At 72.9% G+C, this 15,689-nt stretch carries 10 protein-coding genes; 7 read left to right on the forward strand and 3 right to left on the reverse strand.

What is annotated here, in order from left to right; all coding sequences use genetic code 11:
• Nucleotides 1-138: 138 nt before the first annotated feature.
• From ACIQM0_RS28115 to ACIQM0_RS28125, 3 genes are all read left to right on the forward strand, one after another.
• On the forward strand, nt 139-2,241 hold the full coding sequence (locus ACIQM0_RS28115) for a flotillin family protein (RefSeq protein WP_401291735.1): 2,103 nt from the start codon (nt 139-141) through the stop codon (nt 2,239-2,241).
• A 206-nt stretch (nt 2,242-2,447) separates the two neighbouring features.
• Nucleotides 2,448-7,415 carry a DNA repair ATPase gene (locus ACIQM0_RS28120; protein ID WP_401291737.1) on the forward strand — a complete coding sequence of 1,656 codons (4,968 nt, stop codon included), beginning with the start codon at nt 2,448-2,450 and terminating at the stop codon, nt 7,413-7,415.
• A gap of 21 nt (nt 7,416-7,436) precedes the next feature.
• Entirely contained in the window at nt 7,437-9,425 is a 1,989-nt protein-coding gene (locus ACIQM0_RS28125; RefSeq protein WP_401291740.1) for an NAD-binding protein, read from the forward strand.
• Between the two features lie 4 nt (nt 9,426-9,429).
• On the opposite strand, the gene trpS is transcribed toward ACIQM0_RS28125, so the two are convergent.
• Together trpS and ACIQM0_RS28135 are read right to left on the reverse strand one after the other, a co-directional pair.
• Complete coding sequence (gene trpS / locus ACIQM0_RS28130) at nt 9,430-10,506, reverse strand: tryptophan--tRNA ligase (protein WP_401291743.1); 1,077 nt, start codon at nt 10,504-10,506, stop codon at nt 9,430-9,432.
• Nucleotides 10,507-11,244: 738 nt separating this feature from the next.
• On the reverse strand, nt 11,245-11,388 hold the full coding sequence (locus ACIQM0_RS28135; RefSeq protein ID WP_385345914.1) for a DUF6126 family protein: 144 nt from the start codon (nt 11,386-11,388) through the stop codon (nt 11,245-11,247).
• Nucleotides 11,389-11,608: 220 nt separating this feature from the next.
• Here ACIQM0_RS28135 and ACIQM0_RS28140 point away from each other — a divergent pair, with 220 nt between their 5' ends.
• The 3 genes from ACIQM0_RS28140 (at nt 11,609) to ACIQM0_RS28150 (ending at nt 13,902) form a co-directional block, all read left to right on the forward strand.
• Nucleotides 11,609-12,685, forward strand: a complete 1,077-nt coding sequence (locus ACIQM0_RS28140) for an LLM class flavin-dependent oxidoreductase (RefSeq protein ID WP_363021116.1) — start codon at nt 11,609-11,611, stop codon at nt 12,683-12,685.
• 4 nt (nt 12,686-12,689) lie between these two features.
• Nucleotides 12,690-13,343, forward strand: a complete 654-nt coding sequence (locus ACIQM0_RS28145) for an FMN reductase (protein ID WP_401291746.1) — start codon at nt 12,690-12,692, stop codon at nt 13,341-13,343.
• A 136-nt stretch (nt 13,344-13,479) separates the two neighbouring features.
• Nucleotides 13,480-13,902 (forward strand): universal stress protein, encoded by a 423-nt coding sequence (locus ACIQM0_RS28150; RefSeq protein ID WP_363021297.1) that lies wholly within the window; start codon nt 13,480-13,482, stop codon nt 13,900-13,902.
• Nucleotides 13,903-14,185: 283 nt separating this feature from the next.
• On the opposite strand, the gene ACIQM0_RS28155 is transcribed toward ACIQM0_RS28150, so the two are convergent.
• Nucleotides 14,186-14,590, reverse strand: a complete 405-nt coding sequence (locus ACIQM0_RS28155) for a hypothetical protein (RefSeq protein ID WP_401291749.1) — start codon at nt 14,588-14,590, stop codon at nt 14,186-14,188.
• 121 nt (nt 14,591-14,711) lie between these two features.
• Here ACIQM0_RS28155 and ACIQM0_RS28160 point away from each other — a divergent pair, with 121 nt between their 5' ends.
• Nucleotides 14,712-15,608, forward strand: a complete 897-nt coding sequence (locus ACIQM0_RS28160; protein WP_401291752.1) for a hypothetical protein — start codon at nt 14,712-14,714, stop codon at nt 15,606-15,608.
• The last annotated feature ends 81 nt before the right edge of the window (nt 15,609-15,689 follow it).

Genomic DNA, 15,689 nt, shown 5'->3' on the forward strand with positions numbered 1-15,689 from the left:
CCCCACGCCCACCCGCACCGCACCGCCACGCGCGGCGCCGGTCCGCTCCGCCACGCCCGGACGCGGCACGGCGACCGGTCCCCGAGCCGTGCCCACTCCACCTCTCATTCTCCGTACCACCAGCCGCCAAGGACTGTCATGGAAGCCATCTCCTTGGGCCTCGGCCTGCTCATCGCCGTGGTCCTGCTCGTCGCCATCGCCCTGCTGCTGATCGTCACCCGGCTCTTCCGCAAGGTGGAGCAGGGCAAGGCCCTGATCATCTCCAAGACCAAGAAGGTCGATGTGACCTTCACCGGTGCCGTCGTCCTGCCGGTGCTGCACAAGGCCGAATCGATGGACATCTCGGTGAAGACCATCGAGATCCGGCGCACCGGGCGCGAGGGCCTGATCTGCCAGGACAACATCCGCGCCGACATCCACATCACGTTCTTCGTCCGGGTCAACAAGACCGTCGAGGACGTCATCAAGGTCGCCCAGGCCATCGGTACGGAGCGGGCCAGCGACAAGGTCGCGATCCAGGAGTTCTTCGCCGCGAAGTTCTCCGAGGCGCTCAAGACCGTCGGCAAGCAGCTGGACTTCGTCGATCTGTACACCAAGCGCGAGGAGTTCCGGGACCGGATCATCCGGGTCATCGGCACCGATCTGAACGGCTACCACCTGGACGACGCCGCGATCGACTTCCTCGAGCAGACCCCGATGGTGCAGCTCGACGGCGCCAACATCCTCGACGCGCAGGGCATTCGGAAGATCACCGAGCTGACCGCGATCGAGCACGTGCGGACCAACGAGTTCCAGCGCACCGAGCAGAAGGAGATCACCCGGCAGGACGTCGACGCCCGGGAGACCATCCTGGAGCTGGAGCGCCGGCAGGCCGAGGCCGAGATCAAGCAGCGCCGCGAGGTCGAGACGCTGCGGGCCCGCGAGGAGGCCGTGACCGCCCGGGTCCAGGAGGAGGAACGCCTCGGCGCCCAGGGGGCGTTCATCAGGACGGAGGAGCAGCTCGGCATCCAGCGGGAGAACCAGGCCCGGGAGATCGCCGTCGCGCAGAAGAACCGCGAGCGGGTCATCGCGGTGGAGAACGAGCGCATCGAGAAGGACCGGATGATCGAGGTCATCGGGCGCGAGCGGCAGACCGAGCTGAACCGGATCGCCGCGACGAAGGAGGTCGAGGCCGAGCGCCGCGAGGTCGCCGATGTGATCCGGGAGCGGATCGCGGTGGACCGTACGGTCGCCGAGCAGGAGGAGTCCATCAAGACGCTGCGCTCCGTCGAGGAGTCCGAGCGCACCCGCAAGTCCGTGATCATCGCCGCGGAGGCGGAGGCCCAGGAGCAGCTGGTCAAGGACATCAAGGCCGCGGAGGCGGCGGAGGCCGCGGCCACCCACCGGGCGGCCGAGCAGCTCACGCTCGCCGAGGCCCGGCTGAAGACCGCGGACCTGGACGCCCGCGCGAAGCTGCGGCTGGCCGAGGGCGTGCAGGCGGAGTCGGCCGCGGCCGGCCTCGCGGAGGTGCGGGTACGGGACGCGGCGGCCGAGGTCATCGAGAAGACCGGCCTGGCCGAGGCCGAGGCGACGTCCGCCCGGCTCAGGGCCGAGGCGGAGGGCTCCAGGCTGAAGGCGCTCGCGGCGGCGGAGGGTACGCAGGCCCAGGCGACGGCCGACGCGGCGGTGATCGGCGAGAAGCTGAAGGCCGAGGCGGCGGGGCTCACCGACAAGGCGGCCGCGATGGCCGCCCTGGACGACGCGTCGCGCGGTCACGAGGAGTACCGGCTGCGGCTGGAGGCGGAGAAGGAGATCCGGCTCGCCGGTCTCGATGTGCAGCGGCAGGTGGCTCAGGCGCAGGCGACGATCGTGTCCGCCGGGCTGGAGAACGCCGACATCGACATCGTCGGCGGGGAGTCGGTCTTCTTCGACCGGCTGGTCTCGTCCATCTCCATGGGCAAGAGCCTCGACGGCTTCGTCGGGAACTCCGACACGGCGAAGGCGCTCGCCGGGCCGTGGCTGAACGGCACGTCGTCGTTCACGGACGACCTGACCAAGGTGCTGGGGTCGGTGTCGTCGGGCGATGTACAGAACCTGACGGTGTCGGCGCTGCTGATGCGGATGATGGCCGCACCGGGAGCGGGTGGCGCGGGGGCGGACCAGGTCCGCCGGCTCCTGGACCACGCACGTGAACTGGGCCTCGCGGACCTGCCGGTGAACGCGGTCCAGTCGCCGTCCCGGAACGGCACGCCGGTGTCGTGACCGGCGCGCTGTCCTCGACCGCCGGACGGACCGGGTCTGCCCGATGGGGGCGGCAGTTCAAGCCCGTCCGGCGATTGAGGACGGACGGTGCCGGGGACGCACCCGAACCTTCCTCCCAGCCCGTCCCCTCAAGCCCGTCCGGCGATTGAGGACACCACCGGCCGCCCGGCCGCACGCATCCGCCCACCCGTAAGGAGCCGCACCGCATGGACACCGGAACCCCGCCGCCCCCGGGCGGCCCCGTGGAGGCCGGGGCCTACGACGTGCTGCGCCGCCGGCTCGCCGGCCAGGCCGCGGAGCTCACCCGCCGCGCCGAGGCGCTCAACTCCCGCCGCACGCAGGAGTTCGGCTCCACCGGTCTGCGGCTGCTCGGCAGCGAGCAGATCCGTACCGAGCAGGCCTCCACCCCCCGCGACCTCGTCGCGATCGGCGGCCGGCTGCTGTTCGGCTTCGAACGCGGCCCCGGCCGGGGCGACGAGCCCGCCGTCGAGGACGTACTCGCGCTGTACGACGCCGAGCTGGCCCCCGGCACCGGTGCGCTCCTCACCGACGAGGCGTTCGTCCGCGAGTTCAATGGGCTGCACCGCTACTACCGCGACGCCCGGCTGCTGCGGCTGCGCCGTACCGACGGGCGGCTCCTCGCCGTGTTCCGGACCGGCGAGAGCGCCGAGGACATCCGCGTCCTGCGCTGGGCCCTCGGCCCCGACGGGACACCCGGCGCGTTCCTCGACGCACGCGGCGAGCGCGACCACGTGTTCCCGCCGTCGCACGACTTCACCTGGACCGTCGCCGGACGCGAGGCCCACATCCCGGGTCGGCACCCGCACATCGCCATCGGGGGAACGGGCGACGGAAGCGACGCGCGGCTCTTCGTCACCACTCTCGGCGGCCACCTCACCGTCAAGGCCGTCAACGACACGGACACCCCGGACGGGATCTACCGGGAGCCGGTCACCGAGCCCCTCCAGTCGCTCGCCGACGCCGAGGTCGAGTACGCGGAGCTCGGCCCGCTGGTCCTGCTCCGCGTCCGCCCGTACAAGGAGGAGGCCGCCCGCCACCTCGTGTTCAACGCGCTTCTCGGCACGGTGCTGCGGCTGGACGCGATCGGCCCGGCCTGCCACCGGCTCCCCGAGGACCAGGGGATCATCTTCCCCGGCGGCTTCTACCTGACCACCGGCACCGCCAAGACCTTCGACATCGCGCGGCCGCTCACCGAGCCCGCCTTCGAGGGGGCCGTGCGCTCCCCCAACGGGGAGGACGTGCTCTACGCGTTCCGCTCCCGGGACGACGGCCGCAGCCTGCTGCTCCCCTACAACGTGATCCGCCAGGAAGTGGCCACCCCGCTCCAGGGCCGCGGCCACGCCCTGCTCGACGACGGGACCCTCGTACTCCTGCGGGACCCGGTGGAGGGCCCGGACGCCGGACCGGCGCGGGTTCACCCGGTGCAGCGCTGGCGGACGCCGTACGTCTCCGACACCTACGCCGCCTCCCGCCCCGCCGGCACCGGCCCGCTCGCCCGGATCGGCAACGCCGACCTGGTGCGCGGCATCTCCGACTGCCTCGCGCTCGCGCACAGCGCGGACGGGACCACCCCGACCGCCGCGGTCTACGCGCGGCTGGTGGCCGACTGCACCCGCGCCACCGACCGCTACCACTGGCTGGACGACGACGAACTCGGCTCCCTCGCAGTCCCGTTGACCGAAGTCCGGGACACCGCGCAGCAGGTGCTGGCCGAGTTCGAGGGCGTCCAGGAGCTGACCCGGCAGGCAGCCGACGCGCTCGACGAGAGCGCGGACCGGATCACCACGCTGGTGCGCCGGGTCCGCGGCGAGGCCCCGCGGTCCGCCGCCGAGTGGGTCACCCGGCTCACCGAACTCCGCGCCGCGCACGGCCATCTGGCGACGCTCGGTGAGATGCGGTACGCGGACACCGCGCGGATCGACGAGCTCACCGCCGCCACCGCCGACGACCTGGCCTCGGCCGGCCGGCGCGCGGTCGCGTTCCTGGCCAGGGACGACGCCTTCGCGGGCTACCACGAGGACATCGCCCGCCTCACCGAGGAGGCGTCCGCGCTCGCCACCGTCACCGACGCCGCCGCGCTCGGCGAGCGGCTGACGGGGATGACGGACGGGCTGAGCACGGTCACGGACGTCGTCGCCGGGCTCGACATCGGTGACGGCGTCGTCCGCACCTCGATCCTGGAGCGGATCGCCGAGGTGCTCGGCGGGGTGAACCGGGTCCGCGCCATCCTCGACGCCCGCCGCCGCACCCTCCTCGACCACGAGGGCCGGGCCGAGTTCGCCGCCGAGTTCGCCCTGCTCGGGCAGGCGGTGACGGGCGCGCTGGCGGCCGCGGCCACCCCCGAGACCTGCGACGAGCAGCTCGCGCGGCTGCTGCTCCAGCTGGAGAACCTGGAGGCGCGGTTCGCGGAGTTCGACGACTTCCTGACCGCGCTCGGCGAGCGGCGGACGGAGGTGTACGAGGCGTTCTCGGCCCGCAGGCAGACCCTTCAGGACGCTCTCGCCCGCCGCACCGAGCGCCTCGCCCAGTCCGCCGCCCGGGTGCTGGACACGGTCTCCCGGCGCAGCGCCGCCCTGTCCGACGCGGACGCCGTCCACACCTACTTCGCCTCCGACCCGATGGTCACCAAGGTCCGCCGCACGGCGGCCGAGCTGCGCGAACTCGGGGACGCGGTACGGGCGGAGGAGCTGGACGGGCAGCTGCTCGCGGCCCGCCAGGAGGCCGGGCGGGCGCTGCGGGACCGCAGCGAGCTGTACGCGGACGGCGGGGCCACCATCCGGCTGGGCCGCCACCGGTTCGCGGTGAACACCCAGCCGTTCGATCTGACGCTGGTCCCCCAGGGGGACGGGCTCGCGTTCGCCGTCACCGGTACCGACTACCGGATGCCGGTGACGGACCCGGACTTCGGTGCGACGCGCCCGTACTGGGACCAGCAGCTGCCCTCCGAGTCCCCTGCCGTCTACCGCGGCGAGCACCTGGCCGCCCGGCTGCTGGCCGAGCAGGGAGCGGACCGGCTGGCCGCCCTGGACCCGGCCGAACTAGCGACTCTTGTAAGGGAGTCGGCGGCCGGTACGTACGACGAGGGGTATCAGCGCGGCGTCCACGACGAGGACGCCGGCGCGATCCTGACCGTACTGCTGCGGCTGCACGCCGGGGCCGGGCTCCTGCGCTGCCCGCCCGCCGTCCGGGCCGCCGCCCAGCTCTTCTGGGCGCACCGGGCGGATGAGTCCCTGCGGACCTCCTGGACGCGCCGGGCCCGCTCGCTGGCCCGCGCCCGCGACACCTTCGGGCTCGCCCCGGCCGTCGCCGCACTCCAGGAGGAGTGGGCCGGCGTCATCGCGGGCGAGGGCGCGCGGGCCGTCGCCGTGTACCTCTTCGAGGAGCTGACGAGCGGCCCGGAGGGCTTCGTCACCAGCGCCGGGGTCCGCACGTTCCTGGACAAGTTCCGCCGCACCACCGGCACTTCGGCGTACGACGAGGATCTCGCGGCCCTCGGGGACGACCTGCCGGCCCGCCGCCAGCTCGTCGAGGGGTGGCTCGGCTCGTACTCCCGCGCGAGCGGCTCTGACCTCGACGACGGCGATCTCGCGGAGGCCGTCGCCGTCGAGCTCTGCCCGGAGCCGGCCGTCCGCCGCTACGAGGGCGAGGCGCCGCTCACCGCGACCGTGGAGGGGCTCCTCGGCGTCCACCCGCGCATCGACCGGGGCCGGCTGCGCCTGCGGATCGACGAACTCCTCTTCCGTACAGAGGAGTTCCGTACGGTCACGGTGCCCGGCTTCCGCGCCTACCAGCGCCGGCGCACCGCGCTGGCCGCCGCCGAGCGTACCCGGCTGCGGCTGGACGACCACCGGCCGCGCGTGATGTCGGCGTTCGTCCGCAACCGGCTGCTCGACGAGGTGTACCTGCCGCTGATCGGCGACAGCCTCGCCAAGCAGCTCGGCACCGCCGACGCCGACCGGCGCACCGACTCGCAGGGCCTGCTGCTGCTCGTCTCTCCGCCCGGCTACGGCAAGACGACGCTGATGGAGTACGTCGCGGACCGGCTCGGCATGGTCCTCGTCAAGATCAGCGGACCCAACCTCGGCCACGACGTGACGTCGCTGGACCCCGCGCAGGCGCGCAGCGCGACCGCGCGCCAGGAGATCGAGAAGATCAACTTCGCGCTGGAGGCGGGCAACAACACCCTCCTCTACCTCGACGACATCCAGCACACCTCACCGGAACTGCTCCAGAAGTTCATCCCGCTCTGCGACGCCACCCGCCGGATCGAGGGAGTGCGGGACGGCGAGCCGCGCAGCTACGACCTGCGGGGCAAGCGGTTCGCGGTGTGCATGGCGGGCAACCCCTACACCGAGTCGGGGGAGCAGTTCCGGATTCCCGACATGCTCGCCAACCGGGCCGACGTCTGGAACCTGGGCGAGGTGCTGAGCGGCCGGGAGGACGTCTTCGCGCTGAGCTTCGTGGAGAACGCGCTGACCGCCAACCCGGTGCTGGCCCCGCTCGCCGGCCGGTCCCGCGACGACCTCACGCTGCTGCTGCGGCTCGCCGCCGGCACGGAACCCGCGTCCGGCGCGAACCGGCTGGAGCACCCGTACACGCCCGCGGAGGTGGAACGCGTCGTCGCCGTGCTGCGCCATCTGCTCACCGCCCGCGACACCGTTCTCGCGGTCAACGCCGCGTACATCGCCTCGGCGGCCCAGACGGACGCGACGCGCACCGAACCGCCCTTCCGGCTCCAGGGCTCGTACCGGAACATGAACCGGATCGCCGAGCGGATCGTGCCCGTGATGAACGACGCCGAGCTGTCGGACGTCATCGACGACCACTACGCGGGCGAGGCCCAGACGCTCACCACGGGCGCGGAGGCCGCCCTGCTGAAGCTCGCCGCGCTGCGCGGAACCCTCGGTCCGGAGCAGGCCGCCCGCTGGTCCGCCGTCACCGCCGCGTACGTCCGCACCCAGGCGCTCGGCGGCCCCGACGGCGACCCCGTGACCCGTGCGGTGGCCGCGCTCGGCCTGCTCGCGGACCGGATCGCGGCGGTCGAGTCGGCCATCAGCCGGGCGGCGGACCCCCGCGGGCTCCTGGCCGGGCCGGCGTCCGTGACACCGGGGACGCCCGGAACACCCGGAACCACTCACCGCGGCGATCACTAGGGCCGCGAGAAGGGAACAGGCATGCTGGGCCATGTGCCCCCACTTCCTCAGCAGCCCCAACGCTCCCCGTTCTCCGGCCACATGGTGGTCTGCGGCGACGACGCGCTCGCCCAGCGCCTCGCCGTGGAACTGCGCTACGTCTACGGGGAGCGGGTCACCCTCGTCCTGCCGCCGGGGCCCGATCCGAGGCGGCCGGAGGTGGCGCTGACCGGGCGCGGCCGGGCGGCTGCCCTGTTCGGCCGGATGTCGTCGGCGATGAACCGCAACGCCGGGAACGGCGCCGGCAGCGGCGACAGCGACACCAACGCCGGTGTGGAGGCGGTGCGCATCCTCCAGGCGCACGAGCCGTCCGACGAGGCGCTGGAGGAGGCCGGTGTCGACACGGCCGCCGCCCTCGCCCTCGTCTACGACGACGACGAGCGCAACATCCGCGCCGCGCTGACCGCCCGTCGGCTCAACCCCCGCGTCCGGCTGGTGATCCGGCTCTACAACCGCAAGCTCGGCCAGCATCTGGAGGCCCTGCTCGACCAGGCGGCCGCCGTCGCCTCGCCGGGGCTCGACCAGACCGCGCTGGACGCCTCCACCACGGTCCTGTCCGACGCCGACACCGCGGCCCCCGCCCTCGCGGCGACCGTGCTCGCCGGGTCCAGCAAGGTGATCCGGGCGGAGGGCCTGCTCCTGCGGGCCGCGGAACGCACCCCGCCCCGGAACGGCCAGGTCGCCGACCCCGGCCTGTGCACCCTGGCGCTGCTCTCCTCCACCACCCACGACCCGGCCGGCACCGAGGGCTCCGACAGCAGCGGCGACGAGGGCCCCCGGCTGCTGCCCGACCAGGCCGAGGTGGCTGCGGCGACCGGGCGCGGCACCATCGTCCTGGAGGCCGTCAGCCAGAGCGGTCCGGCCTCCTCGACGCCCCGGATGGGCGGCCGGGGCGCACCGCTGAGCCAGATCTTCTCGCGCCGGCTGCGCTGGTCCGCGCTGGGCGTCGGCACGGCCGTCCTCGGGCTCGCGGTGGCGTCCACGTTCACCACCGGGGACGATCCGCTGCACGCCGCCTATCTGACGCTGCTCGACCTGTTCGCGATGGGCGACCCGGCCATCGGCGACCCCACGGCCCGCCAGATCATCCAGCTCCTGTCCGGGGTCGCCGGGCTGATGCTCCTGCCGCTCCTCGTCGCCGGGGTGCTGGAGGCCTTCGGCTCGCTCCGCACCGTCTCTTCGCTGCGCCGCCCGCCGCGCGGTCTGTCCGGGCACGTGGTGCTGCTGGGTCTCGGGAAGATCGGCACCCGTGTCCTGGTCCAGCTGCGCGAACTCGGCATCCCCGTCGTGTGCGTGGAGGACGACCCGGACGCGCGCGGCATCCCGGTGGCCCGGCGGCTGCACGTGCCGGTGGTCATCGGGGACGTCACGCAGGAGGGCGTGCTGGAGGCGGCGAAGATCCGCCGCTCCCGCGCCCTGCTCGCCCTGACCAGCATCGACACCACCAATCTGGAGGCCGCGCTGTACGCCCGCTCGGTCAAGCCGAATCTGCGGGTGACGCTGCGCCTGTTCGACGACGAGTTCGCCACCGCCGTCTACCGCACCCTGCGCACCGCCCACCCGCAGGCGCTGACCCGCTCCCGCTCGGTCTCCCATCTGGCCGCGCCCTCCTTCGCGGTCGCCATGATGGGGCGGCAGATCCTGGGCGCGGTGCCGGTCGAGCGGAAGGTGATGCTGTTCGCCGCGATCGAGGTGGCCGGGCATCCGCAGCTGGAGGGCCGGACGGTGGAGCAGGCGTTCCGCTCGGGGGCCTGGCGGGTCCTCGCCCTGGACGTCGCCCCGCCCGCCGACCGCCGCCCGGACCTGACGGCGCCGGGAACGGTCCCCGGCGCCGGGGACCGCCCCGGCGGCCTCGTGTGGAACCTGCACCCCGGCTACGTGCTCCAGCCCACCGACCGGGTGGTCATCGCGGCCACCCGGCGCGGCCTGGCCGAACTGCTGCGCCGACGTGGCTCGTTGACGCCTCGCTGACCGGTCATGAGGCGCGGCCCCGGTCCAGGCCCCCCATCGCCTCCCGCACCTGCGTCAGCGTCGCGTCGGCGATGGCGTTCGCCCGCTCGTTGCCGGCGCGCAGCACGGACCGTACGTACCCCATCTCCCGTGCGTACGCGGCCCGGCGGGCGCGCATCGGTGCGAGCCGGGTGTTGACGGCGTCGGTCACGGTCCGCTTCAGGGCGGCGGCGCCCCCGCCGCCGATCTCCTCGGCCACGGCGTGCGGCTCGCGGTCGAGGCAGAGCGCGGCCAGCAGCACCAGGCCGGACACGCCGGGCCGCCCCTCGGGGTCGTAGGTGATGTGCCGGTCGGCGTCCGTTGTGGCGCCCCTGATCAGGCGGGCCGTCTCGTCCGTACCGGCGCCGAGCGCGATGGAGTTGGCGCGGCTCTTGCTCATCTTGGTGCCGTCGGTGCCGAGCAGCTGCGGCACGGCGGAGAGCAGCGCCTCGGGTTCCGGGAAAACGGTCCCGTACCGCTCGTTGAACCGCCGGGCGACGGTCCGGGCCACTTCGAGGTGGGGCAGCTGGTCCCGGCCGACCGGCACCAGGCTGCCCTTGCAGAACAGGATGTCGGCCGCCTGGTGGACCGGGTAGGTGAACATCAGGCCGCTGACGGAGTCCTGCCGGGAGTGCGCGATCTCGTCCTTGACCGTGGGGTTGCGGCCCAGCTCGGCGACCGAGACCAGGCTCAGGAACGGCAGCATCAGCTGGTTGAGCGCGGGCACGGCGCTGTGGTTGAAGATCACCGAGCGTTCCGGGTCGATGCCGACGGCCAGGTAGTCCAGCAGCAGGCCCTCCATCGTGGCGGTGAGCCGCTCGGCCACGTCCCGGTCGGTCAGCACCTGGTAGTCCGGGATGACGATGAACGTCTCCACCCCGAGGTCCTGGAGCCGCACCCGGTTGTGGAGCGTGCCGAAGTAGTGCCCGAGGTGGAGCGCCCCGGTGGGCCGGTCACCGGTCAGGACCCGGAACCTCTCCGGGTACCGCCGGATCCGCTCTTCCAGCGCGATGTCCGGGGCGGCGTCGGTCGCGGGCGTGGTCGTGGTCGTGGTCGTGGTCATGAGTGGTCTCTCCTCGCGTCGGTGTGTGCGTGGAGGACGGCCCACCGGGCGGGAAGCCCGTACCGAAAAAGGGCACAGAAAAGGGCCGTCCATATCGAACGGCCCTGGTCCCGCGCAGAAGAGGTGGCCGCTCCTAGGAGGAGCGCCACCAGTTCCGGCACGGTACGGAGGTCATGGGGCGATCGTAACGCGGCCCCGCCCCGCGCAACAGCACATTCCGGACGTCACCGGCCGGGCGTCAGCTCCGCGCTATGTCCGAGGCGTGGGGCCGGGGCACCTTCCTTTCGGACTCATGACCGGTCTGTGGCCCGTGGGTGCCCTGCGCTCGCGAAGGTGATCCAGCAGGTGTCGGCCGCGGTGTCCAGGAGGTACCAGACGCGTCCGCCCCCGGTCACCTCGATCTGCCACTGTTCGCAGGTCTGCCCCCGGTGGGTTCCGTGGGCCAGGCTGCCCTTCAACCTGTGATGCCGGGGCACCCCCGGCCGCCGGCCTCGGGTCCGTACGCATGGTGATCCAGGCGCGGTATGTGTCGCTGCGGGCCTGTCGGCCCAGGCTCTCCCAGCCTTTGGCCGCCGCCGCGTCGGCGAAGCGGACTTCCCACTGCCCTTCCGGCGCGGGAGGCGCTGCCCGGTCGCCGCGGCCCGCGCTCACGCGAGCTCCCGCGGGTCGGGCACCTGCCCGTAGTCCGCCTCGTGGTCGCTGGACGTCGAACCCCGACGGTTCGGTGAGCTGCGGCGCTCACTTCTCGGCGTGCTCGCCCACGTAGAAGAGGATCCAGACGAAGCCCGCGAACAGGTGCGTGGCGAAGATGTAGATGAAGACGCGCAGGGCGACGCCGCGTTCCTTCCAGGCCTCCGTGCCGCCGCCGTAGTCGCGGTCGATCTCGCTCGCGGGCTCGGGCGGAGGTGCGTCGTCGTTCCCGGGGCTGGTCCCGCTCATGTCCGTTTCGCCTCCGTCCCGCCCGGGGCTCCGGGCGGCCTCCGTACCCGTTCAGCGTACTCAGACCCCGCACCGGAGGGTCCCGTGGAATAGGGAGGTGGGGCACTCCGTTGTAAGGTGTGTTCACATAGTTCAATGTTCAACAATCTTGGAGGCGGGCGCCATGCAGTTCGGGATCTTCACCGTCGGGGACGTCACCACCGACCCGACGACCGGCCGGACGCCGAGCGAGCACGAGCGGATCAAGGCCACGATCGCCATCGCGCAGAAGGTGGAGGAGGTCGGCCTCGACGTCTTCGCGACCGGTGAGCACCACAACCCGCCGTTCGTCCCGTCCTCACCCACGACCACCCTCGGCTACATCGCCGCCCGCACCGAGAACCTGATCCTGTCCACGTCCACGACGCTGATCACCACCAACGACCCGGTGAAGATCGCCGAGGACTACGCCACGCTCCAGCACCTCGCCGACGGCCGCGTCGACCTGATGATGGGCCGCGGCAACACCGGCCCGGTCTACCCGTGGTTCGGCAAGGACATCCGCCAGGGCATGCCGCTCGCCATCGAGAACTACGCCCTGCTGCACAAGCTGTGGCGCGAGGACGTCGTCGACTGGGAGGGGAAGTTCCGTACACCGCTCCAGTCCTTCACCGCGACCCCGCGCCCGCTGGACGGTGTCCCGCCGTTCGTCTGGCACGGCTCGATCCGCTCGCCGGAGATCGCCGAGCAGGCCGCGTACTACGGCGACGGCTTCTTCCACAACAACATCTTCTGGCCCATCGAGCACACCAAGAAGATGGTGCGCCTGTACCGCCAGCGCTACGCCCACTACGGGCACGGCACCGCCGAGCAGGCCATCGTCGGCCTGGGCGGGCAGGTGTTCATGCGGAAGAACTCGCAGGACGCGGTACGGGAGTTCCGCCCGTACTTCGACAACGCGCCGGTCTACGGGCACGGCCCCTCGATGGAGGACTTCACCCAGCAGACACCGCTGACCGTGGGCTCCCCCCAGGAGGTCATCGAGCGGACGCTGTCCTTCCGGGACGCCGTCGGCGACTACCAGCGCCAGCTGTTCCTGATGGACCACGCGGGGCTGCCGCTGAAGACCGTCCTGGAGCAGCTCGACATCCTCGGCGAGGAGGTCGTACCGGTGCTGCGCAAGGAGTTCGCCGCCCTGCGGCCGGCCGGGGTCCCCGAGTCCGCGCCCCTGCACCCCGCCGTCATCGCGAAGGAGAGCTGACACCGTGTTCGCCACCGAACCGCTGAGGATCGTCGCCGTCTCGGCCGGGCTGAGCCGCCCCTCGTCGACCAGGCTGCTGGCCGACCGGCTGGCCGGGGCCACCCGGGACCGGCTGGACGCCGAGCAGGACCGCCCGGTCGAAGTCCGGGTGATCGAGCTGCGCGACCTGGCCGTCGACATCGCCAACCACCTGGTGACCGGGTTCCCCTCGGCCACGCTGGAGGAAGCGATCGGCGCGGTCACGGAGGCGGACGGGCTGATCGCCGTCAGCCCGGTCTTCACCGCCTCGTACAGCGGGCTGTTCAAGTCGTTCTTCGACCTCGTCGAGAACACCGCGCTGACCGGCAAGCCCGTCGTCGTCGCGGCGACCGGCGGCACCGCCCGGCACTCGCTGGTGCTGGAGCACGCGATGCGCCCGCTCTTCGCCTACCTGCGGGCCGTCACGCTGCCGACGTCGGTGTACGCGGCGTCGGAGGACTGGGGTGCGTCGGGCGACGCGTACGCCGACGGGCTGCCGGCCCGGATCCGGCGTGCGGGCGGCGAGCTGGCGAGCGCGATCACCGGTGGCCGGGCCGTCTCCGGAGCGTCCAGGACCCTCGGCGTGGACGACGAGGTGGTCCCGTTCGAGCAGCAGCTGGCCGGTCTCCGGCAGGCCTGACCGGCCCGAGTGGTGCGGTGCCGACCCCCGGCGCTGTGGTTTCGTCCTATTTGATTAGAGTTGGGCGGGAGGGCGCGCCGTCGGGACACCGCACGGCGCACCCGTGCAACCGAGCCGAACCGAGCTGGAGGCAGAGATGGGCAGGATCGTGGTGGGCGTTGACGGCTCCGAGTCGTCGATCAAGGCACTGCACTGGGCCGTACGCCAGGCGGAGCTGACCGGTGACACGGTCGAGGCCGTCAACAGCTGGGAGTACCCCGCCACCAGCTGGGCGTCCATGATGCCGGGCCTGCCGGAGGACTTCGACCCGCAGGCCCTGGCGACCGTGTCGCTCACCGAGGCGCTGGAGGAGGCCCTCGGCGCGGTGGGTGCCGCCGCCGTCAGCAAGGTCGTGGTGATCGGCAACCCGGCGCAGACCCTGCTGGACCGGGCCGAGGGCGCGAGCCTGCTGGTGGTGGGCGCACGCGGATACAGCGGCTTCAAGGCCACCCTGCTCGGCTCGGTCAGCCTCCACGTCACCCAGCACGCGCCGTGCCCGGTGACGGTGGTGCGCGGCTGACGCCGACACGCACAAGCAGAGGGCGGGCCCGCGCGTTCACCACGACCGCGCGGGCCCGCCCTCTTGCCGCCCCACGCGTTCCTCACGCCCGCGCGGGCCGGCTCCGTACCGTCACAGCGCCACGACGTCCGCCACCGCACAGGCCACGTTGTCCGGGGCGCCCGCCGCACCGGCCCGCGCGACCGCGGGCGGTGCTCGCCCGGCACGCCGATCCTTGGCCTTCCCCCGCGGAGAAGGTCAAGGATCGCTGACGGAGGCGGACGCGGATGCGCGGCCGGCGCGCTCAGTCCTCGTGGGTGTAGAAGGCGTAGAACGCGGCGAGCAGCATGCCCACCCCGGTCAGCAGGCCCAGCACCGACGCCGCGAGGATGCTCTTGCCGGACAGGCTGTACAGGAAGCCGATGGACCCGCCGAACAGGGCGCCGTAGGCCGCCGCCGCGGCCACGGCCGGCAGCCGCTTCTGCATCCGGCCCAGACCGAAGCAGAGTGCCGCGAGCACGGCGCCCGAGATCAGCCCGAGGGCGAGCTGCCCGCCGGTGAGGACACCGCCGCCCCGGACGATGGACGTCGCGTAACAGCCGAGGATCACACCGAGCGTGACGGGCAGCGCCCAGCTGAGGGTGGAGTGGTGCCGGGCGCGCGCTCGCGAGCGCGTTCCGCGTGCCTGTACCGAAGCGTGTGCGGCCATGGCGGCAAGCTCCTTCCGTCGCCCCCTCTTTCCCTCCAGAGCACACCTGCTCGCGCCGCCCGGCAACTCGAATGGCTCACGGCCCGGGGCGCTCCCGGCGCATCCGGGATTCCCTGGTGGGGTGCGGACCTACTTCTCGACGGCACTCTCGGCGGCCCTCCTGGTGCTGCTCGCCGTCCTGGTACCGCTGAGCGCGCTCTCGGCGTGGGTCGATCTGGAGATCGACGACACCGACCGCTACGTCGCCGCCGTGGAGCCGCTGGCCTCCGATCCCGCTGTGCAGACCACCGTGGCCGACCTGATCACGGACGAGGCGATGAAGCAGATCGACGTCGGTCCGCTCGGGGACACCGTGCGCGGCTTCCTGCACCAGGCCGTGCAGTCCTTCACCACGACCGAGGCCTTCCGGGCCGCGTGGAAGGCCGCGAACCGCACCGCCCACGAGGCCGTCACCGCCGCGCTGGACGGCGGGACCGGCGAGAGCGTCACCATCGACCTGGCGCCCGTGACGGAACAGGTGAAGCAGAACCTGCTGGACAACGGGGTGCCGTTCGCCGACCGCATCCCCATCGAGCACACCGACATCCAGATCGTCTCCGCCGACCGGGCCGACCAGCTGCGGCAGAGCTTCCGGTGGCTGCGGGCCGCGAGCATCTGGCCGGCCGTCGGCACGCTGGTGTTCGCCCTGCTGGCCGTGGTCCTGGCGTGGGTGCGCGGCGGGCCCGGCCGCCGGGGCTCCGCGCTCGCCGCGCTGGCCGCCACCGCCGTCGCCGGGACCGGCTTCGCGGTCGGCGCGCTGCTGCTGCGCGGCGCCCTCGCCTTCGCCCGCAACCGGGTGCTGGCCGAGGTGCCGGGCAACGAGACCGACGGGGCGGCCGCCGTCTACGACGCGCTGACGGCGTCCCTGCGCACGACGGTGTGGATCGTCCTCGGTGCGGGTCTTGCCCTGGCGGTGTGCGCGGTGGCGGCACGGATCTGGGCCCGGCGGGTGCTGCCGGTGCCGTCGCCCGACGCGTGACGGATGCGCCCCGCGGGCGCCGACGTGCGGGCGCGGGCGGGCCGGGGAAGAGTGGATCGCGTGCACTGCCGGGGGCGACTG

It is taken from the genome of Streptomyces sp. NPDC091387, assembly GCF_044756945.1.
GTDB lineage: Bacteria > Actinomycetota > Actinomycetes > Streptomycetales > Streptomycetaceae > Streptomyces.